General features: G+C 38.1%; 32 protein-coding genes. 11 read left to right on the forward strand and 21 right to left on the reverse strand.

Annotated elements, in window-relative coordinates:
* The 5 genes from F0919_RS17190 to F0919_RS17210 all read right to left on the reverse strand — a co-directional run bounded on the left by F0919_RS17190 (window position 1) and on the right by F0919_RS17210 (window position 3,192).
* Window positions 1–387, reverse strand: coding sequence for a DoxX family protein (locus F0919_RS17190; RefSeq protein WP_150034020.1), 387 nt, complete (start codon window positions 385–387; stop codon window positions 1–3).
* A gap of 6 nt (window positions 388–393) precedes the next feature.
* Window positions 394–861: an SRPBCC domain-containing protein gene (locus F0919_RS17195; protein ID WP_150034021.1), complete on the reverse strand. Its 468-nt coding sequence runs from the start codon at window positions 859–861 to the stop codon at window positions 394–396.
* A gap of 6 nt (window positions 862–867) precedes the next feature.
* Window positions 868–1,191, reverse strand: coding sequence for an ArsR/SmtB family transcription factor (locus tag F0919_RS17200; RefSeq protein ID WP_150034022.1), 324 nt, complete (start codon window positions 1,189–1,191; stop codon window positions 868–870).
* A 138-nt stretch (window positions 1,192–1,329) separates the two neighbouring features.
* Complete coding sequence (locus F0919_RS17205) at window positions 1,330–1,911, reverse strand: YdeI/OmpD-associated family protein (RefSeq protein WP_150034023.1); 582 nt, start codon at window positions 1,909–1,911, stop codon at window positions 1,330–1,332.
* 210 nt (window positions 1,912–2,121) lie between these two features.
* Window positions 2,122–3,192, reverse strand: coding sequence for a branched-chain amino acid aminotransferase (locus tag F0919_RS17210; RefSeq protein ID WP_150034024.1), 1,071 nt, complete (start codon window positions 3,190–3,192; stop codon window positions 2,122–2,124).
* A 127-nt stretch (window positions 3,193–3,319) separates the two neighbouring features.
* Here F0919_RS17210 and F0919_RS17215 point away from each other — a divergent pair, with 127 nt between their 5' ends.
* The 4 genes from F0919_RS17215 (at window position 3,320) to F0919_RS17230 (ending at window position 5,954) form a co-directional block, all read left to right on the forward strand.
* Window positions 3,320–3,772, forward strand: a complete 453-nt coding sequence (locus F0919_RS17215; protein WP_150034025.1) for a hypothetical protein — start codon at window positions 3,320–3,322, stop codon at window positions 3,770–3,772.
* An 11-nt stretch (window positions 3,773–3,783) separates the two neighbouring features.
* The gene (gene rdgB, locus F0919_RS17220) at window positions 3,784–4,386 is read left to right on the forward strand and encodes an RdgB/HAM1 family non-canonical purine NTP pyrophosphatase (RefSeq protein ID WP_150034026.1); all 603 of its coding nucleotides are present in this window, start codon (window positions 3,784–3,786) and stop codon (window positions 4,384–4,386) included.
* A gap of 143 nt (window positions 4,387–4,529) precedes the next feature.
* A complete protein-coding gene (locus F0919_RS17225; RefSeq protein WP_150034027.1) occupies window positions 4,530–5,294 on the forward strand; it encodes a class I SAM-dependent methyltransferase in 765 nt (254 codons plus the stop codon).
* Window positions 5,295–5,411: 117 nt separating this feature from the next.
* A complete protein-coding gene (locus tag F0919_RS17230) occupies window positions 5,412–5,954 on the forward strand; it encodes an STM3941 family protein (protein WP_150034028.1) in 543 nt (180 codons plus the stop codon).
* Window positions 5,955–6,117: 163 nt separating this feature from the next.
* Here F0919_RS17230 and F0919_RS17235 read toward each other — a convergent pair whose 3' ends face one another.
* From F0919_RS17235 to F0919_RS17280, 10 genes are all read right to left on the reverse strand, one after another.
* A complete protein-coding gene (locus F0919_RS17235) occupies window positions 6,118–7,236 on the reverse strand; it encodes a fatty acid desaturase family protein (protein WP_150034029.1) in 1,119 nt (372 codons plus the stop codon).
* Between the two features lie 195 nt (window positions 7,237–7,431).
* Window positions 7,432–8,013, reverse strand: a complete 582-nt coding sequence (locus tag F0919_RS17240; protein WP_150034030.1) for a 50S ribosomal protein L25 — start codon at window positions 8,011–8,013, stop codon at window positions 7,432–7,434.
* Window positions 8,014–8,193: 180 nt separating this feature from the next.
* Window positions 8,194–9,141: a ribose-phosphate pyrophosphokinase gene (locus F0919_RS17245; protein ID WP_150034031.1), complete on the reverse strand. Its 948-nt coding sequence runs from the start codon at window positions 9,139–9,141 to the stop codon at window positions 8,194–8,196.
* 268 nt (window positions 9,142–9,409) lie between these two features.
* Window positions 9,410–10,399 (reverse strand): lipid A deacylase LpxR family protein, encoded by a 990-nt coding sequence (locus F0919_RS17250; RefSeq protein ID WP_150034032.1) that lies wholly within the window; start codon window positions 10,397–10,399, stop codon window positions 9,410–9,412.
* 193 nt (window positions 10,400–10,592) lie between these two features.
* The gene (gene rplL / locus F0919_RS17255; protein WP_150034033.1) at window positions 10,593–10,961 is read right to left on the reverse strand and encodes a 50S ribosomal protein L7/L12; all 369 of its coding nucleotides are present in this window, start codon (window positions 10,959–10,961) and stop codon (window positions 10,593–10,595) included.
* A 197-nt stretch (window positions 10,962–11,158) separates the two neighbouring features.
* Window positions 11,159–11,737 (reverse strand): 50S ribosomal protein L10, encoded by a 579-nt coding sequence (gene rplJ / locus F0919_RS17260; RefSeq protein ID WP_150034034.1) that lies wholly within the window; start codon window positions 11,735–11,737, stop codon window positions 11,159–11,161.
* A 103-nt stretch (window positions 11,738–11,840) separates the two neighbouring features.
* Window positions 11,841–12,536 carry a 50S ribosomal protein L1 gene (gene rplA, locus F0919_RS17265; RefSeq protein WP_150034035.1) on the reverse strand — a complete coding sequence of 232 codons (696 nt, stop codon included), beginning with the start codon at window positions 12,534–12,536 and terminating at the stop codon, window positions 11,841–11,843.
* Window positions 12,537–12,576: 40 nt separating this feature from the next.
* Window positions 12,577–13,017, reverse strand: coding sequence for a 50S ribosomal protein L11 (gene rplK, locus F0919_RS17270; RefSeq protein WP_150034036.1), 441 nt, complete (start codon window positions 13,015–13,017; stop codon window positions 12,577–12,579).
* 289 nt (window positions 13,018–13,306) lie between these two features.
* Window positions 13,307–13,489, reverse strand: a complete 183-nt coding sequence (locus tag F0919_RS17275) for a hypothetical protein (RefSeq protein WP_150034037.1) — start codon at window positions 13,487–13,489, stop codon at window positions 13,307–13,309.
* Window positions 13,483–13,704 (reverse strand): hypothetical protein, encoded by a 222-nt coding sequence (locus tag F0919_RS17280; RefSeq protein ID WP_150034038.1) that lies wholly within the window; start codon window positions 13,702–13,704, stop codon window positions 13,483–13,485. Before F0919_RS17280 ends, F0919_RS17275 begins: the two co-directional genes overlap by 7 nt.
* A gap of 144 nt (window positions 13,705–13,848) precedes the next feature.
* Between F0919_RS17280 and F0919_RS18870 the strand changes: the two genes are divergently transcribed.
* Together F0919_RS18870 and F0919_RS17290 are read left to right on the forward strand one after the other, a co-directional pair.
* Window positions 13,849–14,166: a zinc-ribbon domain-containing protein gene (locus F0919_RS18870; protein ID WP_150034039.1), complete on the forward strand. Its 318-nt coding sequence runs from the start codon at window positions 13,849–13,851 to the stop codon at window positions 14,164–14,166.
* A gap of 144 nt (window positions 14,167–14,310) precedes the next feature.
* Window positions 14,311–14,862, forward strand: coding sequence for a hypothetical protein (locus F0919_RS17290; RefSeq protein WP_150034040.1), 552 nt, complete (start codon window positions 14,311–14,313; stop codon window positions 14,860–14,862).
* 28 nt (window positions 14,863–14,890) lie between these two features.
* Here the strand turns inward: F0919_RS17290 and ytxJ are convergent, their stop codons facing one another.
* Entirely contained in the window at window positions 14,891–15,226 is a 336-nt protein-coding gene (gene ytxJ, locus F0919_RS17295) for a bacillithiol system redox-active protein YtxJ (protein ID WP_150034041.1), read from the reverse strand.
* Window positions 15,227–15,274: 48 nt separating this feature from the next.
* Window positions 15,275–15,850, reverse strand: a complete 576-nt coding sequence (locus tag F0919_RS17300; RefSeq protein ID WP_150034042.1) for a uracil-DNA glycosylase family protein — start codon at window positions 15,848–15,850, stop codon at window positions 15,275–15,277.
* Between the two features lie 42 nt (window positions 15,851–15,892).
* Here F0919_RS17300 and F0919_RS17305 point away from each other — a divergent pair, with 42 nt between their 5' ends.
* Both F0919_RS17305 and F0919_RS17310 read left to right on the forward strand, forming a co-directional pair.
* Window positions 15,893–16,567, forward strand: coding sequence for a Crp/Fnr family transcriptional regulator (locus tag F0919_RS17305; RefSeq protein ID WP_235903540.1), 675 nt, complete (start codon window positions 15,893–15,895; stop codon window positions 16,565–16,567).
* 111 nt (window positions 16,568–16,678) lie between these two features.
* Window positions 16,679–17,650 carry a quinone oxidoreductase family protein gene (locus F0919_RS17310; RefSeq protein WP_150034043.1) on the forward strand — a complete coding sequence of 324 codons (972 nt, stop codon included), beginning with the start codon at window positions 16,679–16,681 and terminating at the stop codon, window positions 17,648–17,650.
* Window positions 17,651–17,766: 116 nt separating this feature from the next.
* On the opposite strand, the gene F0919_RS17315 is transcribed toward F0919_RS17310, so the two are convergent.
* From F0919_RS17315 to F0919_RS17330, 4 genes are all read right to left on the reverse strand, one after another.
* Window positions 17,767–18,138 (reverse strand): rhodanese-like domain-containing protein, encoded by a 372-nt coding sequence (locus F0919_RS17315; protein ID WP_150034044.1) that lies wholly within the window; start codon window positions 18,136–18,138, stop codon window positions 17,767–17,769.
* On the reverse strand, window positions 18,138–18,452 hold the full coding sequence (locus tag F0919_RS17320; protein WP_150034045.1) for a DUF3817 domain-containing protein: 315 nt from the start codon (window positions 18,450–18,452) through the stop codon (window positions 18,138–18,140). The genes F0919_RS17315 and F0919_RS17320 overlap by 1 nt, the downstream gene beginning before the upstream one ends.
* A gap of 1 nt (window position 18,453) precedes the next feature.
* Complete coding sequence (locus F0919_RS17325) at window positions 18,454–18,912, reverse strand: hypothetical protein (protein WP_150034046.1); 459 nt, start codon at window positions 18,910–18,912, stop codon at window positions 18,454–18,456.
* Between the two features lie 67 nt (window positions 18,913–18,979).
* Window positions 18,980–19,567, reverse strand: coding sequence for a TetR/AcrR family transcriptional regulator (locus tag F0919_RS17330; protein WP_150034047.1), 588 nt, complete (start codon window positions 19,565–19,567; stop codon window positions 18,980–18,982).
* Window positions 19,568–19,707: 140 nt separating this feature from the next.
* Between F0919_RS17330 and F0919_RS17335 the strand changes: the two genes are divergently transcribed.
* The 3 genes from F0919_RS17335 (at window position 19,708) to F0919_RS17345 (ending at window position 22,191) form a co-directional block, all read left to right on the forward strand.
* Window positions 19,708–20,232, forward strand: a complete 525-nt coding sequence (locus F0919_RS17335) for a GNAT family N-acetyltransferase (protein WP_150034048.1) — start codon at window positions 19,708–19,710, stop codon at window positions 20,230–20,232.
* A gap of 163 nt (window positions 20,233–20,395) precedes the next feature.
* Window positions 20,396–21,211 carry an SDR family oxidoreductase gene (locus F0919_RS17340; RefSeq protein WP_150034049.1) on the forward strand — a complete coding sequence of 272 codons (816 nt, stop codon included), beginning with the start codon at window positions 20,396–20,398 and terminating at the stop codon, window positions 21,209–21,211.
* Window positions 21,212–21,285: 74 nt separating this feature from the next.
* Window positions 21,286–22,191, forward strand: coding sequence for a helix-turn-helix domain-containing protein (locus F0919_RS17345; protein ID WP_150034050.1), 906 nt, complete (start codon window positions 21,286–21,288; stop codon window positions 22,189–22,191).
* The last annotated feature ends 32 nt before the right edge of the window (window positions 22,192–22,223 follow it).

Below are 22,223 nucleotides of genomic sequence, written 5' to 3' on the forward strand. Positions count from 1 at the left end.
TTACTGATTAACCAAAATAATTTTTCTGTCCGCAGGTCTGCAATACCACGACAAAATAATAAAAATAGTCTGCATTAATGGTCCTAATAATGCTTTAACGGCATAATCGCCGCTGGCCAGATGGGAAATAAATGCTCCCGTCATCAGAAAAAAGAAGCCTGCATAAGCCCATTCTTTGAGGAGTTTAAATTTAGGAACCAGAATGGCTATTACACCCAATACTTTCCACACACCAATGATGTACAGGAAGTACAAAGGGTAACCCAGCGGAACAACCAGGTCAATCATAGCTTTGACATGAAATATTTGAGCAAGGCCGCTTCCCAGCATGCCGAAAGCCAGTAGCAGGGTTGCAACCCAATAAATAATCAGTTTTCCTTTTTGCATAATGTGTTATTTTAATTTGTTTACGATGTCTTGTAAGCGGTTATGTGCCATATTGAGACCCTGCGCAAAAGGCAGCTTCAATACCTGATCCCTACAGGCAACCGATTTATAAACTATTTGCATGGTAAGTTTGCTGGTATCGTCCGTAAGTGATTCAAATTCGAGGAACTCAAGCTGTACGGGAAAAGCTGCGTTCTCCATTTCAAACGTCCGTGTGATTTTGTGGTTCGGAACAAATTCATGGATAGTACCATTGGCCTGAAATACTACATTCCCATTGGCGTCGCTGGTTTCAAAACGGTAACCACCGTGTGCTTTATTTTCAAGTTTCAACACTTTTGTACCCATCCATTGTTCCACAATTTCAGGATCCTCATAAGCTTTAAACAATAATTCCAACGGCAAATCAAATTCGCGTGTAATTACCAACTCCTGTTTGCCGTCCCCGGCATTGATTTTTGTTTTTAGTTCCATGTTCTGTTATTTTTTTGGTTTGTATTGCTTCATGATAGATTCCAGTTTATTAAATCGTTCATCCCACATCTGGCGGAATGGCTCGATAAAGTCGGCTACTTCTTTCATTTTTTTTGCATTAATGTGATAGTAAATTTCCCTGCCGTTCTGTTCCTGCTCCAGCAATTCGCATTCGGCAAGAATCTGTATGTGTTTGGAAACAGTAGGCCTTGCCGTATCAAAGTTGGAGGCTATTGCGCCTGCTGTCATGGATTGTGAAGCAACCAATAGCAGTATGGCGCGCCTTGTAGGATCTGCTATGGCTTGAAAAACATCTCGTCTCAGGTTCATTATGTAGTTATTTGACTACAAATGTAAGTGTAGCTATTTGACTACACAAATTTTTTGACACTTTTTTTTGTGAGAAAGAAATGTTTTAACAGAAAGTTTGATATTTATTGAAAGAGCTGCGCTGTACTACGCTGTTACTTATTTTTTCTTGTACTTATTATCCTTCCATTGGTTGGTGCCATTTGCACTGTCTTCAATAAGGCTTTTTAACCTCTTTGTTTGAGTAGATGCCTGCTTCGCACTCATAACCCAGTGTATGGATACTTTTTGATAAGATGCTGCAAGCAATTGAAAGTATTCCCATGCGTTTTTATTTGCCTTAAATTGCTTTTCAAACTCAGGCATAAATTTTACATTTTCTGTTTCGTGCGAATATATCTTCGACCTTTCTTCTTTGCGCATTTCAAATGCCGCAATTCCTGCCGGATACATAAGTCCCTGCTCCTTTAATTTTTCAACCTTTTTAATATTTATCGCACTCCATATGCTTGACGGCTTGCGTTGCGAAAAACGAATCTGATAGCTATCCTTGTCTATGGATTTACGGACACCATCTATCCATCCGAAGCAAAGCGCTTCATCAACCGATTCAGACCAGGTCATGCTTGGCTTGCCGCTATCTACCTTATAAAAGCCCACAAGCAGTTCTGTTTCCTTCTCATGATGCTGCTTCAGCCATTTCCTGAAGCCTGACTGTTTTTCAAAAAATACAGGTGCCATTATTATTTTTAAAAAGTATCATTTCACTTATGATATTATCGGAATGATTTGCTTAGCAATCATTTTCAATAATAAGAAACAGGTCTTAATATGGATTGAAAATAATCAATCTTCTTATGATTTTATATTTAGTGATAAAAAGAACCAAACAAAAGAAAAAGGCCTTCCCTTGCGGAAAAGCCTTTTCTTATTATTCACTTAAACTTAAACTCAGATTTTAAATCTCCAATCGTATTTATCATCCACACGGCCATAACGGATGTCGTCTAACTGTGCTTTGATTTTTGGGGATATCTTCCACTCAGATACTTCCGGCAAATCCAGTTGCTCTCCTTTATAAGTAAGGTTTGCAATGAAAGACATGGAGGCCGCAGTACCACTACCAAAAGCTTCTTGTAGTTTACCTGCTTTATGGGCTGCTTCCAGCTCATCCATGCTGATAGGACGTTCTTCTACAGTAATGCCATTTTCTTTCAGCAAAGTAATAATACTATCACGGGTAACACCTGCAAGGATAGTACCGCTATTCAAATCAGGCGTTAAGGCAACACCGTCAACGATAAAGAAAACATTCATTGTACCGATTTCCTGTACATATTTGTTTTCAACCGCGTCTGTCCAAAGGTTTTGGTCATAACCCATTTTCTTAACCTCGGCAGCCGGCAACATGCTTGCGCCATAGTTACCTGCAGCTTTAGTAAAACCAATACCGCCTTTTGCAGCACGGACATATTTGTCCTGTACATAAATACGTACCGGCTTATTGTAATAAGCACCCGCAGGGCTTGTAATAATTGCAAAACGGTATGTTTCGGAAGAACGCACACCAATGAATTCATCCATTGCAATCATGAACGGACGGATATATAAAGAAGTCTCTGCTTCACCCGGTACCCAGGCTGCGTCTAATTCGATTAGCTGACGCATGCCTTCCATAAAAATTTCTTCAGGAATATCAGGCATGCCCATTCTGTGAGCAGAAACATTCATACGTTTCCAGTTGTCAACAGGACGGAAAATTGAAATGGAACCATCAGGCTGGCGATAAGCTTTAATACCTTCGAAAATAGCCTGGCCATAATGCATAAAAGAAGTTGCAGGGCTCATGCTGAAATTTCCGTAAGGAAGTATTTCCGGAGTACCCCACTCTCCATCTTTGTAATCACAAACCAACATATGGTCCGCGTATTCTTTACCAAAAACCAGATTATCCTTGGTTAAAGGATGAATTCGGCTGTTCTCAGTTTTACTTACTTTAATGTTAAGCTCTGAAACGTTCATAGTTAAATTGATTTACTCTTTTAATTGATTATCGTTCTACAACACAATCCTTTATCTTTGAGGTTGCAAAGGAACGAAATTTTTTTGTCCTTTAAGTAAACACTAACCATTAAATTCCAATACGTTAATGTTAAATAATGAATATAGCAATTTAAATAAAGTGTTATTCAATAATAGCAAGCTGATTGAAAATAAAAATAACATTGAAAAAAATATTAGTGAGGGGTTACTAACCTTTAGGACTTTGGTTATCATAAGTCCTTTTATCAATGAAACGGAAGAATCGGCTCAATTAGAAAAAATTCTTGCTGCCTGCAAATTACAAAGTAACGATTACAATGTTTCGGTATTAACAAATGACTGGTCTTATTTCAGAAATGCAGCATCCATTAAAGAGATTCTTCTTTTCGGTGTTTCCGAAAAAGATCTTAATCTGAATATCCTGATGCCTTTTAATCAGGTCATCAGGTTTGACAACAGAGTCTGGATCAAATCTTCTTCTATTGCAGAAATGATGAAAAGCCAGGAAATTAAAAACAATCTTTGGCAGAACGCGTTGAAACCTCATTTCCTCGGTTAAAATTTAGATAAATGAATTTAATATTTGCTTCTAACAATAAAGGTAAAATAACTGAGATTCAAAGTTTAATACCTGCTGAAATAACGGTAACTTCTATGAAGGATGCAGGAATAGATGCAGAGATTCCCGAACCCTTTTATACTTTCAGGGACAATGCAAAGGCCAAAGCAGACTATATCAAAAACCGGACGGGCCAGAACTGTTTCTCGGAAGATAGTGGACTGATTGTACCTGCACTGAATGGAGAGCCCGGTGTTTTCAGTGCCAGATACGCAGGGGAGCCAAGTAATGATGACAACAATAACAGGAAACTATTAACGGAAATTCAAAAGGTAACTGACAAACGGGCTCATTATAAATCCGTTATTTGTCTGTTGCTGAATGACGAAATACATTATTTTGAGGGAAAATGTGAGGGCCACATTACAGATGCGCCTAAAGGAAACGGTGGATTTGGCTATGATCCCTTGTTTGTTCCTGAAGGCTACGGGCAAACATTTGGCGAGTTACCCCTGGAAATAAAAAACACCTTAAGCCACCGTGGAAAAGCAATGAAATTATTTACGGAATTTCTGCACAAATATATTGCTGAGGAGAAACGGCATATATTTTAATATACTAAGCCATAAAGGCATCTGCCATCTATCGTAAGTAGTGTTGATTCCTTGACATAACTTATTCAGATTCCTTAGAGTAAGGGTATCTGATCCCTTTGGTATCTTATACTGATATCTTAAATTAAATATCATTTACAAACATGAAAATAGCCGATCCAGCTTTCAACTATGATAAATTCGGACATACTTATTCAGGCCACAGACAAACTGACCCACGTATTGCAGCCTATGTAAATACAGCATTGGAACATGCAAAAACCATATTGAATGTTGGTGCAGGAGGCGGTTCTTATGAGCCTGACGATCATTATGTTGTAGCAGTTGAGCCTTCGTTCGTAATGCGTGAACAAAGAAAAGCCAATAACAAAGTTCCGGGAATCAACGCAAAAGCCGATCACCTGCCTTTTGACGACAACGCATTCGACGCTTCTATGGCGATGGTAACAGTACATCATTGGCCTGATATAGCCAAGGGATTGCAGGAATTACGAAGAGTTACAAAAGAACAGGTCATCATCATGACTTTTGACCCTGATGCACTGGATGAATTCTGGAATGCGCAATATTTTCCGGAGCTGATAGCCGTTGAAAAAGCCCGCTACCCTACCGTAGATTTTATCAGTAATGCCTTAGGCGGCAATATTGAAGTGATACCGGTCCCCATACCTTTGGATTGTACGGATGGTTTTCAGGAAGCATTTTATGGAAGGCCGGAAGCATTTTTACAAAAAGAAGTCCGCCAGTCACAATCGGCATGGGGATTTCTACCCGAAGCAACAGCATCTGAATTGGTTAAAAGATTGGAAGATGATTTACTTTCGGGAGAATGGAACAGAAAATACGGACATTTCAGGACTCAGGCATTTTTTACAGGTGCATTGCGGTTGATTATCTCGCGTCCATAGATTTTGCGGCTTAAGAAATGGTAACAAGGAAATGTTTAAATTGATTATAAATATACAGGTTGCTGTCGGGCCTCCCATAACAATACAACCTAAAGGACAATGTAAAGCACATTGAAAATGAATAGAATAGAAATTCCATTAAGCAAGACAAAAATATTACTCACGATTGTGGGGTCAATTTTGTTTGTAATAGCAGGGTTTTACTTAATGAATACCATAGCGAACCAACAGACAAAGGTTAATCTGACAATCGTAAAAGGCGTTGGTATAGCTGCTATTCTATTCTTTACTACAATAGGTATTTATGCAATAAAGAAATTGTTTGATAAAAAAACAGGGCTGATAATTGATGAAAATGGAATTTTAGACAATACAAATGCTTCCAGCATCGGACTTATAAAATGGACAGATATTACAGTAATAAAAACGGAACAAATTGCCTCAACAAAATTCCTGTTGATTTACACTATAAACCCCGGCTTTTATCTTGACAAGGCAAAAGGGCTTACAAAAAAACTAATGGCTGGGAACAACAGCATGTATGGAACGCCGCTATCCATTACTTCCGGGGCTTTAAAATGCAACTTCAATAACCTGGAGAAGCTGATAAATGACAGGTTTGATGAACATAAGGGAATAAGACAGAACGCAGGGAGTTAGAAACATTCACATATATACAAAAGAAAGCTTTACAGTAATGAAGCATACCTAAAAATGAGAGGCGGCTTAAAAAACCGCCTCTCATTTTGTATATATTATAAAGCTACTGCTTATACATTGCTTTGAACAACACTTATTAAATTGACATTCCCGGCAAAAGATACTATGCCATTACTTCCAAAGGACGTTTCTGAATAGCCAATACGTTTTCAGGGCGTTTACCCAATTCTTTAATAAAACGGAAGTGCGAGTTAATGGCGGTAGTCATTTTGGGAATACTGTTATAAGTAATGCCAAACTCCTTGCATTTAGCTTCCACTATCTTGCTGATGGCAGGATAATGTACATGACTGATACGTGGGAACAAATGGTGTTCAATCTGGAAATTAAGTCCGCCTACAAACCAATTAATGATTTTGCTCTCAGGAGAAAAGTTGGCAGTGGTTTTTATCTGATGAATGGCCCATTCATTTTCAATATGCTTGAAGTCTGAAATATCAACATATTCAAACTCTGTCTCCTCCACCACATGTGCCAATTGAAATACGATAGAAAGCGTAAATCCTAAAGCAAAATGCATGCAAAGGAAACCAACCAACCATGGTAACATGCCTACAGTATAGATTGGCAAGGCAATATAAAATGCCAGATACAGAATTTTACTTACCCAAAAGATGATATGCTCTTTGGTATCCATTTTAGGCAATGGCGTGGTATAAACTTTCTTGGTAGCATATTTAACTGGGTCTTGTACGAATACCCAGAAAATAGAACCCAGCATGTATAGAAAAGGAAGATAGATATGCTGATATTTATGTGCAGGCACCCATTTTTGTGTATTGCACATTCTTATCATCGGGCTTTTAGCGATGTCATCATCAACGCCATCCACATTTGTATAGGTATGATGGATGATATTATGCTTTTGTTTCCAGAAAAAAGCATTGCCGCCCAATACATTCAAAGTAAGGCCAAGTATTTCATTTACCCATTTTTTTGTAGAATAACTGCCATGGCAAGCATCATGCATTACATCAAAGCCAACTCCGGCAAGGGTTACTCCGAACAGAATACTCAACCCGATTCCTGCTATTGCGGTTAAAGGAATGAATACAAGTGTATAATATAATGCTGCTGATAACAGTAACAACACTACAGTTTTAATATACAATTTCCAATTACCTGTCTTCTTCAATTGTCGGGTTGTAAAATAGTCCTCGACTGCCTTCTTCAATGATGGAAAAAAAACTGCGTTCTTATTGTTATAGGTTACTTTGGGCATTCAAATATTTGTTTATTGTTATCAATCACAGTGAAAACTTATTCACTATCCGTTTCTGCAAAGTTGCCAAAGATAATCAAAAAAGCGCAAAGTAAATGTCAAACTATGTATGACAAATGTAGGTCCGCAAAGAAAAAATCAAAAAGCCGCAAACCTTTCGGATTGCGGCTTTTAAGCTTTATTTCAATTAAGAAATTATTTACCTTTCTTAGTTTCAGTTTCAGCTTGACGAAGCGCACGGGTCATAACTACAGAAGCAATCGGCTGACGAAGCGGGTTCATCAATTCTGCGTTTTCGATTTTTACATCTTCAACACGGATATTACCGTTCAGCTGAAGGTTAGTGATATCAACATCAATGCTTGATACTAAGTTTTCAGGCATAGTACGCAATTTCAATGATTTCATTTTGATAACCAGACGACCACCGGCTTTAACACCTTCAGACTGGCCTACAAAATTCAATGGAAGATTTGCAATTACTTTTCTGTCACTAACCAATTCAAGGAAATCAATATGATTCAAAGAATCTGTTACAACATCAAATTGTTTGTCTTTCAAAATAGTGCGGTAAGATTTACCGTCAACTTTGATTTCTGCAATCTGGAATTCCGGAGTGTAAACCAACGGGCGGAAAGCCAACTGAGGTGCAGAGAAATGAATTTCTTCTTTACCACCATAAATTACACCTAATACTTGTCCTGATGAACGCAAATCACGAGCTGCTTTTTTACCCGTGTCGGTTCTTAATTGTCCTTCGATAACGACAGTTTTCATTTTTTGTACTTGTTTTTACCTTTCAAAGCCAAATGAATATTCGGGTGAACATCTAACTATGAACTGTGATTAATTTAATTTTTTTAAAGAACTAACGGCATTGGCCGACCCGTATTTTTTTGCTTAAACAGTCATTTTATTATTCCCGCCGGAAAGTGCTTTTCCTGCGGGCACTCAATATTACTTTTTTCTTTGGCTATGTATGAACAACGAGTGAATAGATTTATTTTCAAACGTGTTACGGATAGCAACGGCAAATAATTCCGCGGTGCTGCAAACTTCAATCTTACTGCTTTCCTGGCGCAATGGAATTGTATCGCAAACAACCATGCTTTCCAAAACAGAATTCTCAATATTTGCATAAGCATTGCCACTCAATACCGGATGGGTACAAAATGCACGAACACTTAAAGCACCCCTTTCTTTCAATATTGCTGCTGACTTGGACAATGTACCTGCAGTATCGCAAATATCATCAATCAATACAACGTTTCTGCCTGTAACATCACCAATAACCGTCATGGATGCAATTTCATTTGCACGCTTTCTTTGCTTGTCGCAAATTACCATTTCAGCATTGAAATAACTGGCCACTTCACGCACACGATTCGTGCTTCCTACGTCAGGGGACGCAAAGGTAAGGTTTTCTAAATTCAGTTTTTCAATATACGGAATAAAAATAGCCGAGCTATCCAGGTGATCCACCGGAATATCGAAGAAACCCTGAATCTGCGGCGCGTGTAAATCCATAGTCATCACGCGGTCTGCACCTGCAACGGTAAGCAAATTAGCTACCAGTTTTGATGCAATTGAAACACGTGGCTTGTCTTTTCTATCCTGACGTGCGAATCCGAAATAGGGGATTACAGCAGTGATGTAACCGGCAGAAGCACGCTTTGCAGCATCAATCATCATAAGCAGTTCCATCAGGTTGTCTGAAGGTGCAAACGTAGACTGGACAAGGAAAACATAATCTCCACGAATCGATTCCAGATAAACAGGCTGGAACTCGCCGTCACTGAATTTCTGGATTTTAATGTTGCCTAATTCTTTACCGAAAGATCTGGCAATCTGTGTAGCCAGGTATTCTGAATTAGTACCGGAAAAAATTTTAACCTCAGGTTGCATCTATGGATGGTTGATTAAGGGCGCAAAGGTAATAATAATTATCTCAATAAGATTAGACTGTATTATTTTTTTGTTAGGGAAAATCCGGAGGCCCGAAATTTATTGATTTACATTATGAAATACAGTGCCGTTTGGCTAACTACTTTTATAGAAGGTTGAGTTTTCGAATTTGAGTTCTAATGTGGGGAAACCTGTGAGGTTTCAAAAACCTCACAGGTTTTATAATGATCTGAACTTATTCTGCTATCAAATTTCAGCATCTTTTTTATCAAAAAGCAACCTGAACTGCCAGGCTGCCAACCCTTTGATGTTGTAAACCATCCTCCAGGCGAGACATGGTGGTTTGGGAAAAAGATAGACCAACCGGGCCAAAACTAAGAGAAAGACCATATTCAATGGAACGTGAAACATCATGATTTGCCTTTAAAGCATTGCTGTCTTTATAATAATCTGATTTACCTTCAAAAACACCACCCTGCAATACTGCATCATAAGCAATCCATTCAAGCATAGGTTTTGCAAAAAGATAAAACTGCAAATGATTTTTTTGCCCGAAAGGTTTTGCAAACCTGGAAATAAAATTATCGAAATAAGGAACCATCTTCCCCACTCTGATATAACTATATGCAGAAGCTCCATCCAGCATAGTACCTAACATTGCATTTCCGCCGCCTAATATTTCAAGATAAGGAGCGCTCCAGATTGCATGTTCATAATTCAGGTTAATATTCAACAAAACGTCTGTAGGATAAGTTTTACCCCACCCTGAAGGTTTATCGGATGCAATAAAAGAATGAATAAACGTTTGCATTTGTTTTGTCAATGCACCTTTGCCCATGACACCTGAAACTATCTCGGATGAAATCTTGTATTTTTTAAGTGGATTGTAAGAATGCAGGCTATGCGTGAAATATAAAGCGCCTGAATATGGCCAATCTCTGACATCGGGCTGAGAAGTGCTGATATCAGAAGGAGTGTACATATCTTGCGTCACACTTATGCCAAAGGTATTTATAGCTTCAGCCTCGGCTTTTGGCATCCATTTATCCAGGAAAAATCGGGAGGTATGATCTTTGGTATAATAAAATTCAATGCCGGTTCCATTGGTATATCCTTTATCTGAAACATCTCCCAGCAATTTAAAAATATCATTATTGTCATACACCCTGAACATATGATGATATACGCTGTCTTTTTGGGCTTTGGCAGCAAGTGCAAGACATAGTAATGCACATAAAATTTTAATGAAGCGGAGCATTTTGGTTTTGGCCTGTTAGAGATGTCAAAGGTAAAAACAGGAAAAGCAATCACTTCATTAATTCATTCATATTGAGATAGAAAGAATTTATTGCAATCATGCACATTAATATTGTAAAAGAAAATATCATCAACAAAAAAGCCCTCCGTTTGGAGGGCTTTTCAAAAATATAAACTAGAAGTCTGTGTTACAATTAAGCAACTTCAACGTCAGCACCTGCTTCTTTCAATTTACCAGCGATATCGTCAGCTTCAGCTTTAGAGATTTTCTCTTTAACAGCTTTAGGAGCGCCATCAACTAATTCTTTAGCTTCTTTCAAACCTAAACCTGTAAGATCTTTAACGATTTTTACAACGTTTAATTTAGAAGCACCTGCGCCTTTCAAGATAACGTCAAATTCAGTTTTTTCTGCTGCTGCTTCTGTGCTTGGACCTGCCATAACAACTGCTGCTGCTGCTGCTGGTTCGATACCATATTCAGCTTTAAGAACGTCAGCAAGTTCCTGAACTTCTTTAACTGTTAAGTTTACTAATGATTCGGCTAATGATTTTACGTCTGCCATTTTTATAAGATTTTGAATTTTTTAAAATTAGTTTACTAAAAATATAATGAGCTTGGAAGCCAATTTAATTGTGGTGCCGGACAATCACCATTGTTTAATGTCCATTTTGAATTCTTTGTCCGTAGTGGTTTCGACAAGCTCAGCCACTGCGTCGGTCATGGAGCTTGTCGAAATGACACACTCAATATTCTGACAAATTATTCAGCAGCAGGAGCGTCAGCCTCTGGTGCTTCAGGAGCAGCTGTTGGAGCTTCCGGCGCAACTTCTTCAGTTGCAGCATCAGCACCACCTTTTGCTTCCTGGTTTTGCAAAGCAGCAATTACGCGACGGATTGGAGATTGCAATAGACCAATAACCTCACCGATAAGTTCGTTTTTGGTTTTGATGTTTTTAAGAGCAGTCAATTGATTATCTCCGAAGAAAACATCTTCACCGATCAACGCAGCTTTCAATGCCGGTTTTTCGCCTTTTGCTCCACGGAAATCACTCAATATTACAGCTGGTTCTTTTGGAGAATCAGAGAACATTAAAGCAGTTACACCATGAAGAGCGTCGTAGATACCTGCATATTTCTCGTCGTTAAAGCTTTCTAATGCTTTTTTGATCATAGTGTTCTTAGCCACTTTCATCTCAACGCCTTTTTCGAAGCAGGTTCTGCGCAACTGACTGATTTGTTCTACAGTCAGAGACTCAGTATTTGTAACATAAAAATTACTGTACTGAGAAAATTTATTTTTTAAAAGCTCAATCGCTTCTGATTTTTGAGCAGTGTTCATTGTTTGAAAATTTTGGACCCAAACGGGACGGTTATACAATTTCGATTAACAACAACCCTTATGCCGTGGTTTGTGTCTTCACAAACCGCTTCACAAAAGTTTATTAGTTCGCTACAGATTTAGTATCGATTGCTAAACCAGGACTCATAGTGGAAGCCATGCTCACACCTTTTACGTAGATACCTTTAGCAGTGCTTGGTTTCATACGGATAAGTGTATTGATTAGCTCCTGAGCGTTTTCAGCGATTTTGTTTGGTTCGAAAGAAACACGACCGATGGAAGCATGAATAATACCGGCTTTATCAACTTTGAACGCAATTTTACCACCTTTTACATCATTAACCGCACCGGCAACATCATTAGTTACAGTACCGGTTTTAGGGTTTGGCATCAGGTTACGTGGTCCTAATACTTTACCTAATTTACCAATCTTAGGCATTACGGATGGTGTTGCAACGATAACGTCAACGCCAGTCCAGCCACCTTCGATTTTTTGAATGAATTCATCCAGACCTACGAAATCAGCACCGGCAGCTTTTGCTTCAGCTTCTTTGTCAGGAGGACAAAGTACCAAAACAGATTTTGTTTTACCTGTACCGTGAGGAAGGGTTACTGTACCACGCAAAGCCTGATCAGCTTTTTTAGGATCGATACCCAAACGGATGTGAACATCTACTGAGCTATCAAATTTTGTGGTATTTATTTCTTTTACTACCTGAGCAGCTTCTGCTAAAGTGTAAACTTTGTTTTTATCAAGTTTAGCTTCTACAGCTTTTCTTTTTTTATTTAAAGATGCCATTGCAACAATAATTTAAATGAGGTGAAACAATAGGGAATTATTAAGCCCAAGGAGCAGTTCCTTCAACAGTAAGACCCATGCTACGAGCTGTACCGGCAACCATTTTCATAGCGCTTTCGGTAGTGAAGCAGTTAAGATCCGCCATTTTATCTTTAGCGATTTCTTCTACTTGTGCCCAGGTTACTTTACCTACTTTGTTACGGTTTGGCTCTTTAGATCCGCTTTTAATTTTAGCAGCTTCCATCAACTGAACTGGTGCTGGAGGCGTTTTAATTACGAATTCAAAAGATTTGTCTGTGAAAACTGTGATCAAAACCGGCAATACTTTACCTGGTTTGTCTTGAGTACGAGCGTTGAATTGTTTACAGAATTCCATGATGTTTACACCTTTGGAACCTAACGCTGGACCGATTGGCGGAGCCGGATTGGCTTGGCCACCTTTACATTGGAGCTTTACATAGCCCGAAATTTCTTTAGCCATTGCTTAAAATTTTTGGTATTAACGAGTTAAACTAAATCTCTCCCAAATCCTGATTTACAGAAAAGAGCATCTTTAATTAAGGGCGCAAAGGTAGGAATTGTTTTTGAAAAAATAACATCCGATGAAAAAATATTTTATTTGAAGGATGTTGGAGGGGCATTTTTACCGATAAAGTCAATCTGTAGGGCAGATTACAACTTATCAGGATTCAAATTAGTATTAAAAACCCGGATGATATACACCGTCTTATCATCGAACCTGTAAGTAATGATAAAGGGAAAATCAGCCATCACTTTATATCGGATGTCATTGTGGAAATAGAAGCTGCCTGAGGTATGCGTAATATTTTATCAAAAGTTTGTTTGACAGCTTCTTCAAATCTTTTGCCTAATCCTGGTTGCTGCCTGTTATAATATTTTGCGCCTTCCTGCAAATCTTGTTCTGTAATTGGTGATACTCTAATTCTCAGCATGCGTCCCAATCTATCCTATGTTTTACCTCTTCCCAGTCCAGCATATAATTTGGGTCGTCTTTGGCTTTTTGCACTTCAATATCTACCAAATCCATTTGGTGCCGGGTAAGCGGATTACGTTCTGCTTTTTCAGTTGAATTTACAAAACCAAGGCTATTGACCAATTCCATAAAAAAAGCCAGTCTGTTTTCAGGTATATCTAATACTACTTGCATTTCTATTCATTTATTTGCTACGTCCAAAAATCACATGACAAATTTAATTAAAAATACCGAAAGGGTCTTTATTTGAGACTTTACTTAACTCTTTCTAAAAATATTTTTTGTTTCTTTACCTGATTATAAAAGTGATCTAATATTATGTTCATCCTCCACGGTCAACGCAACGCACTTATCAAAAAACATAATGAATACCAACATCAGTGCGAAAATTGTAAAGATTTCGATTTCACAGTAAAAGTTTATATGGATTATTACCACATTTTCTTTATCCCAATCTGCCCAATTGGAAATAAAAGTGTTTCGATAAATTGCAGTTCTTGCAATAATCCTTTAAGGCTCTATTCTTTACAGAAAGAATACGAAGAAAAAAGCAGGGCTCCATTTTATCTATATGCTATCCCTTTAATTATAGGAATACTAATAGGCTCAGCTTTTCTTTCTCATCTCCTTAGATAATTAAAGATACTTATGATATTCAGGAAAAGAAGTTTACGGATTTCATTGCCCGAACCATGCCAGGAGCAATGGAAAGAAATGTCTCTTACAAAAAAAGGTAGGTTCTGTCACAATTGCCAAAAAGAAGTAATTGATTTTACAAACATGACAGATACTGAAATTTTTCGTTTTGCGAAGGAAAACAAATTCAATTTCTGTGGCAGTTTTCGCGAATCGCAGCTTGACAGGGATTTAGTATTGCCTACAAAACAAAGCGTATTCAGCTACAAGAAAATTGCTGCAAGTATTGTAGCATTATTAAGCTTTAAATTTTCATCAGGCCAATCACTTCAAAAACCGGACACTAAGATTGTTTCTACTTCCCAAAAAGATTTAAAGAATAATACACAAAATGATATTATTCCGACAGAATACATCATTTCTGGCAAAGTGTCTTTGTCTTTAAGTAATCCTGCAGAATTAGCTAATGTAATCATTAAAATAGGAAGCGAGGACCTAATTTATCATACTGACAAGAACGGCAACTACAGAATAACATTAAAAGAAAGCCAAATCAGCACTTACACTATTATTTCCTTCTATCATCCATTGTTAAAAAGAGAAACCAGAACGATTCATAAAACAGGGTTTCCTGCTACTTTAGATATTTATTTAGATTTTGCAGAAAGGAGATTAGGAGGAGCGCCACAGTTTTAACTCAGGCTATACTTTTAACCTATTCCAGTCACAAATACTTGACTATCTCAGCAGAATTAATGGCATGATGAGAAGATGAATATGCCACCTTTCTATTCTTTAAAATGATTATTTGCGGCGACTGGTGTGTTAGACCCAAAGTTTGTGCAATATAACCTGAAACAGAACGATATTGTAACAAATCAAGATAATGCAGATCTGCCTTTCCCTCCATTAAATGATATCCGTCTTTCAATCTCTCTTTTGCATGAGCGCTGATACCACACGTCAGGCTATCTTTAAAAATCAATTGAGGTTTTATCTCTGAAGCTTCTATAATTTTATTGACATCTTCTTCTGAAGTTATTTGTTTCCAGTTTTGCATATTGCAATAATAGGAAACAATAGGAAAACTGCAATTCTATGTGACAACTTATTTTCCTGTAACCTCCCCTACTCTTTCCTTCAAAAACGGCAACACTTCCTCGCCAAACCATTTATTTTTCGCCTGCCAGATATTGTTGCGGGGAGACGGATGCGGCAAAGGCAGGTATTCAGGTAAATATTCTGCAAAGCACCTCACTGTTTCAGTCAGCGTAGCCTTAACCCTATCTTTCAGATAATAGTTCTGGGCATATTGCCCGATGAGCAGCGTAAGCTCCTTTTCTTTCATCATTTTAAGCAAAGAGCTGTGCCATAACGGAGCACATTCTTTCCGGGGCGGCAAATCACCCGATTTTCCTTTACCTGGATAACAAAAACCCATTGGCATCAACGCAAAGATATTATCATTGTAAAAAGTAGCCTTATCCACCCCCAACCATGCTCTTAAATTGTCGCCGCTTTTGTCATTCCACGGAATACCCGTGTTATGAACGATGCGTCCAGGTGCCTGACCAATAACCACAATCTTACTTCGGAGGCTTGCAACGATAACAGGGTTCACACCATATTCCAGATAAGGCAGGCATACTTTACAATCTTTTATTTCTTCTAAAAGCTTATCCATTCCGGTGTCTTAAAAATATCAAATATGCTCCAAATATAGATCATGTCTGTTTCTACAGATATACGAAAGTTAAAAATACTATTTATTGCAACCAAACCTATATTTGCAAAAATGGATCAATTAATGTTTGACCGGTTTAAAAATAAATTTCCGCTCGATGATGATAAATGGATGCAATACCTAAGCTATTTCAAACGTATGGATGTTGCAGCAAAAACCACTCTTTTAAGGGAAGGGGAAATTGCAAAAAAAATGTTTTTGGTTGAAAAGGGATGTTTACGTGCCTGGTTTAATAATGATGGCAAAGACCTTACGTTCCAGTTCTTTCTGGAAAACAGTACTGTAGCTTCTCTCGAAAGCTTCAGAAAAGAAATTCCGAGCCCTATAACCCTCGAAACTATTGAACCGAGCGTACTATGGTATGCCCATAAAAAAGATATTGAGAAAATCATTGCAGAGATAAGTGAAGTACCTACGTTAAGGGATAAATTCATCAATTCGATATTTGAACGGACGTTTGATTATATGAAGCATTTCTTTTCTTTTATAAAAGATACGCCGGAACAACGTTACCTTAACCTCATTGAAGAAAAACCGGAAATAATCAAACGTGTGCCACAGCATTATATCGCTTCGTTTTTAGGCATCAGTACGGTGCATCTGAGCCGTATCAAAAGCAAACTTGCCAGAGAAAAACAGCCGTCACAAGGAAAATAAGTCTGTAATAAAGAAACGATTGCATGAGGAGTCGTTTCTTTATTTTAATAACAAATGTTATTGCCCGCGGCAATGCTGCTATATAATTTTGCCTTATAAAATTATAGAAACATGAAAGCAGCAGTAATTTACAACAAAGGCGAAATGCCGCAATACACCGACTTTCCCGAACCGGAAATTGAAAATGACGAGCAAATCTTAATGACAGTCAAAGCATCTGCCATTAAGCATCTGGACAAAAGCAAGGCAAGTGGCAAACATTATTCTTCGGCAGCGGATAATAAAAACGGGAAAATACCCGGCGGCGACGGTGTTGGCGTATTGGCGGATGGTACAAGAGTATATGCTTTAGGTGTCAACGGAATGATGGCAGAAAAAGCTATTGTTGAAAAGAGAAGAATGGTAAAACTACCCGAAGGTATTGATAACAATATTGCCGCTTCTTTGCCCAATGCAGTGGCAGGCTCCGCCATCGCATTACGTTTCAGAGCCGGGATGCAAAAAGGCGAAACCGTGCTCATAAACGGCGCTACCGGATTTACCGGTAAGGTTGCCGTTCAGATTGCAAAATATTATGGGGCTAAAAGAGTAATTGCGATCGGAAGGAATGGGCAATCTTTACAATCGTTACTGGCTTTAGGCGTAGATGAAATTATATCCGTTCGGCAGGATGATGAAGCATTTATAGCACAGATAAAAAAGATTCACAATGAAACGCCCATTGACATTATTATTGATTACTTATGGGGCCATACTGCCGAACTCCTTCTTGACGCATTAAAAGGTACAGGCTCTTATACGCATAAAACAAGGTTTGTTTCAATCGGAGCGATGTCGGGAGACAATATTCAATTATCGGCACAGACACTGCGCAGCTTTGACCTTCAGTTATCAGGCTCAGGATTAGGTAGCTGGTCGAGGGAAGAGGTAGAGAAACTATTCAAAGAAATATTACCGGAAATGTTTGAGCTTGCCGCCTCCGGTCAACTAAAAGTGGAAACAATAGATGTGAAGCTGGAAGACATTGAAAAATTATGGGAGATGGATGTGGAAGGTGGCAAAAGACTGGTGGTAACGATGTAATTACGTTTCCTCAGGTTTCATATTCTGAAATCTGAGGAAGCCATTTCAGAACTCAAAATACGAAACCATTGCTTTTTTTGTTACAAATCAGTCATCCTGACTTTTAGAAACAAAAATCATTGCTCTTTATTCTGTTCTTTTACAATTTTCTGAAGGTCTGTCCACGCTCCGCCGTTATATACTTTTTTAAAACCGCGTTCTTTTAACAGGCTTTCTGCTTTCACACTTCGCAATCCATGCGAGCAAGTAGTAATATAGGTTTTTGTACTGTCAAACTCTATATACCTTTCCCGTATTGTCCCTAATGAAATATTGACTGAACCGTCAATATGACCCGTTTTATATTCATCCGTAGTTCTGACATCCAATATTATAGCACCGTTTGCAATTTTGGAACCCAGTCCTTCTGCTATTGTCATAAACCGATACGTTCTGTATCCTATATAGAGCACCACTAATGAAGATAGTATTATTAAAATGACTTTCATTATTTGCCGGTATTGAGGTTTTTCAAAAATCTGTAATCAATATAAAAAGTTCCGAACGGTATAAAACAAGCTACCAGTATTTTCCAGGTAATAGTTTTAAACTTCCAATTTTGTTCAATGCTTACGCTTAATGTATTGAGCACAAAAAGTAAGAAAATTGCTCCGTGAACAGGTCCGAGATATTTAGACAATTCAGGATTATGAAAAATGTATTTCATAGGTGCTGCTATCAGAAGCAATACCAAAAGAGAAAGCCCCTCCATAAAACCGACAATACGTAACCGACCCAGCTTTGTTGTGAATAATTGTATCATATTATCTGAAGTAAGGTCTTTTAGCTAAAGGTGAAAATGGCCAGGGAATAGCTATGAAAATGATGATCAATGCAAGAGAAAACCAAATCAACATTACTTTGAATTTTCCGCTGTCTGTCTTCATGCGCTTTGCTTTTGCAGAACCAATTGTCAGTACAGTAATTGCAGTCAGCATTAGTGAACCATGGATAAGCCCAAAGAAAACTGTATCGGAATTCTTAATCGCTTCTTTAAAGTCTGACATAAAATATTTAATGACCGGACTTTGAAAATAAAGTATAATACCAATCATCAATTGAATGTGTGCAATAGTTGCAGTCCAATGCCTTACAGCATTATCAGTTCTGGAAAATACAGCCTTTGAAATATATCCTTTGCAGGCTCTGTATATGGCGTACAATAAGCTTGCCAAAACAAACCATCTTGTGAGGTTGTGATAAAATGTAAATGTCTGATACATCTCTTTTAAGATTGTTTGCAAAGGTATCTAAAAACATACCAATTAGTATGTTTTTAGAGAAAAAAAATTATTTCAAAGAATTCAGGTAATGCTTAAGCTCTCTTAAATAGGACGTGTAAGCTTTTTTACCGTTCAATAATTTTCCAAAATTCCGGACACCCCAATAACCCGACATTACAAACATGGCAACCTGTTTTGCATCTGTTTCCTTACGGACCGTTCCATTTTCCTTTCCTTTTTCTATAGTAGTTGCTATTGTCTTAAGCCATTGCTTTGTAATTTCATTTAAAGCTTTAGTGAAATCAATATTCCAGGGAGTCATTTCCTGTGTGAAATTAGAAGCAGGACATCCGTATTCAACTTTTAAAAAGCTATTCTCCATTAAGAGATGATGCATTAAGTTGTAAATGGCATCTAATGGGTTTTCGTTTTGTAAGGGTGCGATAAAGCTGCTGGTGAGTGCAGGTTTCATCAATTCATTGATGATGGCCATTCCCATTTCATCTTTATTTTTGAAATGATAATAAAAAGCACCTTTAGTCACCCGAGTCGTGGCAAGAATATCGTCAATACTTGTAGTTTGATAACCTTTTACATAAATCAGTTCAAAAGCCTTTTGTAAAATAGTCAACCGTGTTGTTTCCGCTTTCTTCATAAAAAGATCTCATCGGGTATTTTTACAAAGTAAATGAAACAATATTTTCTATACAAGTTTAAATCAGGAAGAATCCCTTGCCGGATTTTCTTTGTACAGTTTTAATTTGTTATTTTGAATTGCCGAAACTCCAGCCCTATATGCACTTCTTTGTAGAAACCGAAAGACTAATAATGCGAGAGATGTTACCGACCGACGATGCCGGCATGTTTCAACTCGATTCAGATCCTGATGTACATCTTTATATCGGACGCAAGCCTGTGCAGTATATTGAACAGAGCAGGGAGGTTATTGAAATAGTCAGAAAACAATATGAAATCAATGGCATAGGGCGCTGGGCTGTAATAGAAAAAGAAACCGGAGCATTTATAGGCTGGTCAGGGCTCAAATTAATAACCGAACCTATCAATGGCCGCAAAAACCATTTAGATCTCGGCTATCGCTTTATCAAACAATACTGGGGTAAAGGTTATGCCAAAGAAACGGCCATCGCTTCTGCTGCTTATGCCTGGGATGTGCTGAATGCCAAAGAACTTTGTGGCATTGTACATATTCATAATATTGCTTCACGCAAAACACTCCAAAGCGTAGGGCTCAGGTATGTAGAAAATTTTGATTACGATGGCAGCCCTTATGAATGGTATGAAATGAAACGCCAGGACTAAAGAGGAATGTTTTTTTAACATTCCTCTTTTATTTTTTCTCAAGTCAGGAGATACCTGAATAATCCGGAAAAGAGCATTTGTATACAAATAACCTTCTTTTGTGTTAACACTACCCTCTGCGTTCAGCGGACCTTTGTACTGTAATTTTAAAGCAATAAAAAAAATGAAAAAGACAATCTTAATTACAGGTGCGAGCAGTGGTATTGGAAAAGAAACTGCAAAATTATTTAACGCAAATGGCTGGAATGTAATTGCAACAATGCGTAATCCGGAAAATGAAACTGAATTAACTCAATTGCAGGATGTGCACGTTACCAAACTTGATGTATTGGATTTACAATCCATTCAGGATGCTGTAGCCGGAGGCATTCAAAAATTCGGGAAAATCGATATATTGCTCAATAATGCAGGTTATGGGGCATACGGACCATTGGAATCTTTTTCGAGGGAAAAAATAATACGGCAGTTCAATACCAACGTAATCGGACTTCTGGACGTAACAAAAGCCATGCTGCCCCATTTCAGACAAAATAAAAGTGGTATCATTATCAATGTATCTTCTGTAGGAGGAAAAGTAGCTTTCCCTTTAGGCACGTTATATCATGGAACCAAGTTTGCAGTGGAAGGCATTTCCGAAGCCCTGAATTATGAAGTGGAACAATTCGGCGGACAGGTGAAAATTGTAGAACCGGGCGCCATAGCTACGGATTTTGCAGGTCGTTCCTTTGACTTTAACAATGATGAAACTTTGGCAGCGTATCAGGATACAGTAGCAAAACTATTTGCAGTAATGCCTGCAATGATGGATAAGGCTTCGCCTGCAAGCCTGGTTGCTGACGTTATTTTTGAGGCTGCTACTGATGGCAAAAATCAGATAAGGTACATTGCCGGAGCAGATGCCGAAGCAATATTAGCAGGCCGTAAAGAGCATGATGATGCAACATTCATTGGCGGAATCAAATCACAATTCGGATTGTAAATCTGACAGCAGAGCTATTGCTTAAGCAATAGCTCTGTACATTTGTACAGGCTATCTGTCAAACATAGAGAAATATGAGCAAGATATTACACTTACATAGCATTACGGAGATCAATTCATTTATGGATCATAAAGTCAGGCATCCGCTTGTAGAGGTAATTGACTTCAGTCAAAGAGAGGAACGTTTTGAAGGAGGCACAAGTATAACCTGTGACTTTTACATAGTCATGTTTAAAAATTATTGTGGCAATAAACTCCGCTATGGCAGGAAACCTCATGATTTTCAGGATGGCAGCCTGCTTTGCGTTGCGCCAAAGCAGTTGCTGACGTTGGACAACGAAAGAGAGGACAGACAGGATATGATGGGTTGGGGCTTGTTCTTTCATCCTGATCTTATTCGTGGCACCTCCCTGGGAGCCAAGATGAAAGACTATTCCTTTTTCTCTTATGAAACCAATGAAGCCCTGCATTTATCAGATAAGGAAAAACATATACTCTACGAGATTGTGCAAAAAATAGATGCCGAATTAACGGAGAATATCGACAAACATAGCCAGACACTGATCACTTCGAATATTGAACTCCTTCTGAACTATTGTACAAGATATTATGACAGGCAATTCATTACAAGAAAAACCACCAACCAGGACATCCTTACAAGAATTGAACTTGCTCTGACAAATTATTTCCAATCTGCAGACATACGTGAAAAAGGTTTGCCAAACGTTAAGTACTTAGCAGAACAGGTACATTTGTCGCCCAACTATTTAAGCGATCTCCTGAAAAGAGAAACAGGCATGAATGCCAAAGATCGCATTCATTACTACCTTATTGAAGAGGCAAAAAATCTGCTGTTGAGTACAAACAAAACAATTGGAGAATTGGCATTTGATCTGGGCTTTGAATACCCTCAATATTTTTCAAGGCTATTTAAATCAAAAACAGGAATGACACCGATTGAATACAGGAGTCTGAACTGAAGGCAGCAGGCTTATGACTGCAAAAAGGATCA

It is taken from the genome of Taibaiella lutea, from assembly GCF_008629695.1.
Lineage (GTDB): Bacteria > Bacteroidota > Bacteroidia > Chitinophagales > Chitinophagaceae > Taibaiella > Taibaiella lutea.

What these genes read in the sequence shown, in the direction of transcription:
- F0919_RS17325 (WP_150034046.1), bottom strand. Translation starts at nt 18,912, where the DNA reads ATGTATCAGACATTTACATTTTATCACAACCTCACAAGATGGTTTGTT.
- F0919_RS17250 (WP_150034032.1), bottom strand. Translation starts at nt 10,399, where the DNA reads ATGCTCCGCTTCATTAAAATTTTATGTGCATTACTATGTCTTGCACTT.
- F0919_RS17335 (WP_150034048.1), top strand. Translation starts at nt 19,708, where the DNA reads ATGCACTTCTTTGTAGAAACCGAAAGACTAATAATGCGAGAGATGTTA.
- F0919_RS18870 (WP_150034039.1), top strand. Translation starts at nt 13,849, where the DNA reads ATGTTCATCCTCCACGGTCAACGCAACGCACTTATCAAAAAACATAAT.
- F0919_RS17205 (WP_150034023.1), bottom strand. Translation starts at nt 1,911, where the DNA reads ATGGCACCTGTATTTTTTGAAAAACAGTCAGGCTTCAGGAAATGGCTG.
- F0919_RS17215 (WP_150034025.1), top strand. Translation starts at nt 3,320, where the DNA reads ATGTTAAATAATGAATATAGCAATTTAAATAAAGTGTTATTCAATAAT.
- rdgB (WP_150034026.1), top strand. Translation starts at nt 3,784, where the DNA reads ATGAATTTAATATTTGCTTCTAACAATAAAGGTAAAATAACTGAGATT.
- F0919_RS17200 (WP_150034022.1), bottom strand. Translation starts at nt 1,191, where the DNA reads ATGAACCTGAGACGAGATGTTTTTCAAGCCATAGCAGATCCTACAAGG.
- F0919_RS17275 (WP_150034037.1), bottom strand. Translation starts at nt 13,489, where the DNA reads ATGCTGAGAATTAGAGTATCACCAATTACAGAACAAGATTTGCAGGAA.
- F0919_RS17240 (WP_150034030.1), bottom strand. Translation starts at nt 8,013, where the DNA reads ATGAAAACTGTCGTTATCGAAGGACAATTAAGAACCGACACGGGTAAA.
- rplL (WP_150034033.1), bottom strand. Translation starts at nt 10,961, where the DNA reads ATGGCAGACGTAAAATCATTAGCCGAATCATTAGTAAACTTAACAGTT.
- F0919_RS17290 (WP_150034040.1), top strand. Translation starts at nt 14,311, where the DNA reads ATGACAGATACTGAAATTTTTCGTTTTGCGAAGGAAAACAAATTCAAT.
- F0919_RS17235 (WP_150034029.1), bottom strand. Translation starts at nt 7,236, where the DNA reads ATGCCCAAAGTAACCTATAACAATAAGAACGCAGTTTTTTTTCCATCA.
- F0919_RS17210 (WP_150034024.1), bottom strand. Translation starts at nt 3,192, where the DNA reads ATGAACGTTTCAGAGCTTAACATTAAAGTAAGTAAAACTGAGAACAGC.
- F0919_RS17195 (WP_150034021.1), bottom strand. Translation starts at nt 861, where the DNA reads ATGGAACTAAAAACAAAAATCAATGCCGGGGACGGCAAACAGGAGTTG.
- rplK (WP_150034036.1), bottom strand. Translation starts at nt 13,017, where the DNA reads ATGGCTAAAGAAATTTCGGGCTATGTAAAGCTCCAATGTAAAGGTGGC.
- F0919_RS17230 (WP_150034028.1), top strand. Translation starts at nt 5,412, where the DNA reads ATGAATAGAATAGAAATTCCATTAAGCAAGACAAAAATATTACTCACG.
- F0919_RS17245 (WP_150034031.1), bottom strand. Translation starts at nt 9,141, where the DNA reads ATGCAACCTGAGGTTAAAATTTTTTCCGGTACTAATTCAGAATACCTG.
- F0919_RS17345 (WP_150034050.1), top strand. Translation starts at nt 21,286, where the DNA reads ATGAGCAAGATATTACACTTACATAGCATTACGGAGATCAATTCATTT.
- F0919_RS17190 (WP_150034020.1), bottom strand. Translation starts at nt 387, where the DNA reads ATGCAAAAAGGAAAACTGATTATTTATTGGGTTGCAACCCTGCTACTG.
- ytxJ (WP_150034041.1), bottom strand. Translation starts at nt 15,226, where the DNA reads ATGCAAAACTGGAAACAAATAACTTCAGAAGAAGATGTCAATAAAATT.
- F0919_RS17340 (WP_150034049.1), top strand. Translation starts at nt 20,396, where the DNA reads ATGAAAAAGACAATCTTAATTACAGGTGCGAGCAGTGGTATTGGAAAA.
- F0919_RS17280 (WP_150034038.1), bottom strand. Translation starts at nt 13,704, where the DNA reads ATGCAAGTAGTATTAGATATACCTGAAAACAGACTGGCTTTTTTTATG.
- rplA (WP_150034035.1), bottom strand. Translation starts at nt 12,536, where the DNA reads ATGGCATCTTTAAATAAAAAAAGAAAAGCTGTAGAAGCTAAACTTGAT.
- rplJ (WP_150034034.1), bottom strand. Translation starts at nt 11,737, where the DNA reads ATGAACACTGCTCAAAAATCAGAAGCGATTGAGCTTTTAAAAAATAAA.
- F0919_RS17305 (WP_235903540.1), top strand. Translation starts at nt 15,893, where the DNA reads ATGTCTGTTTCTACAGATATACGAAAGTTAAAAATACTATTTATTGCA.
- F0919_RS17225 (WP_150034027.1), top strand. Translation starts at nt 4,530, where the DNA reads ATGAAAATAGCCGATCCAGCTTTCAACTATGATAAATTCGGACATACT.
- F0919_RS17315 (WP_150034044.1), bottom strand. Translation starts at nt 18,138, where the DNA reads ATGAAAGTCATTTTAATAATACTATCTTCATTAGTGGTGCTCTATATA.
- F0919_RS17300 (WP_150034042.1), bottom strand. Translation starts at nt 15,850, where the DNA reads ATGGATAAGCTTTTAGAAGAAATAAAAGATTGTAAAGTATGCCTGCCT.
- F0919_RS17320 (WP_150034045.1), bottom strand. Translation starts at nt 18,452, where the DNA reads ATGATACAATTATTCACAACAAAGCTGGGTCGGTTACGTATTGTCGGT.
- F0919_RS17310 (WP_150034043.1), top strand. Translation starts at nt 16,679, where the DNA reads ATGAAAGCAGCAGTAATTTACAACAAAGGCGAAATGCCGCAATACACC.
- F0919_RS17330 (WP_150034047.1), bottom strand. Translation starts at nt 19,567, where the DNA reads ATGAAGAAAGCGGAAACAACACGGTTGACTATTTTACAAAAGGCTTTT.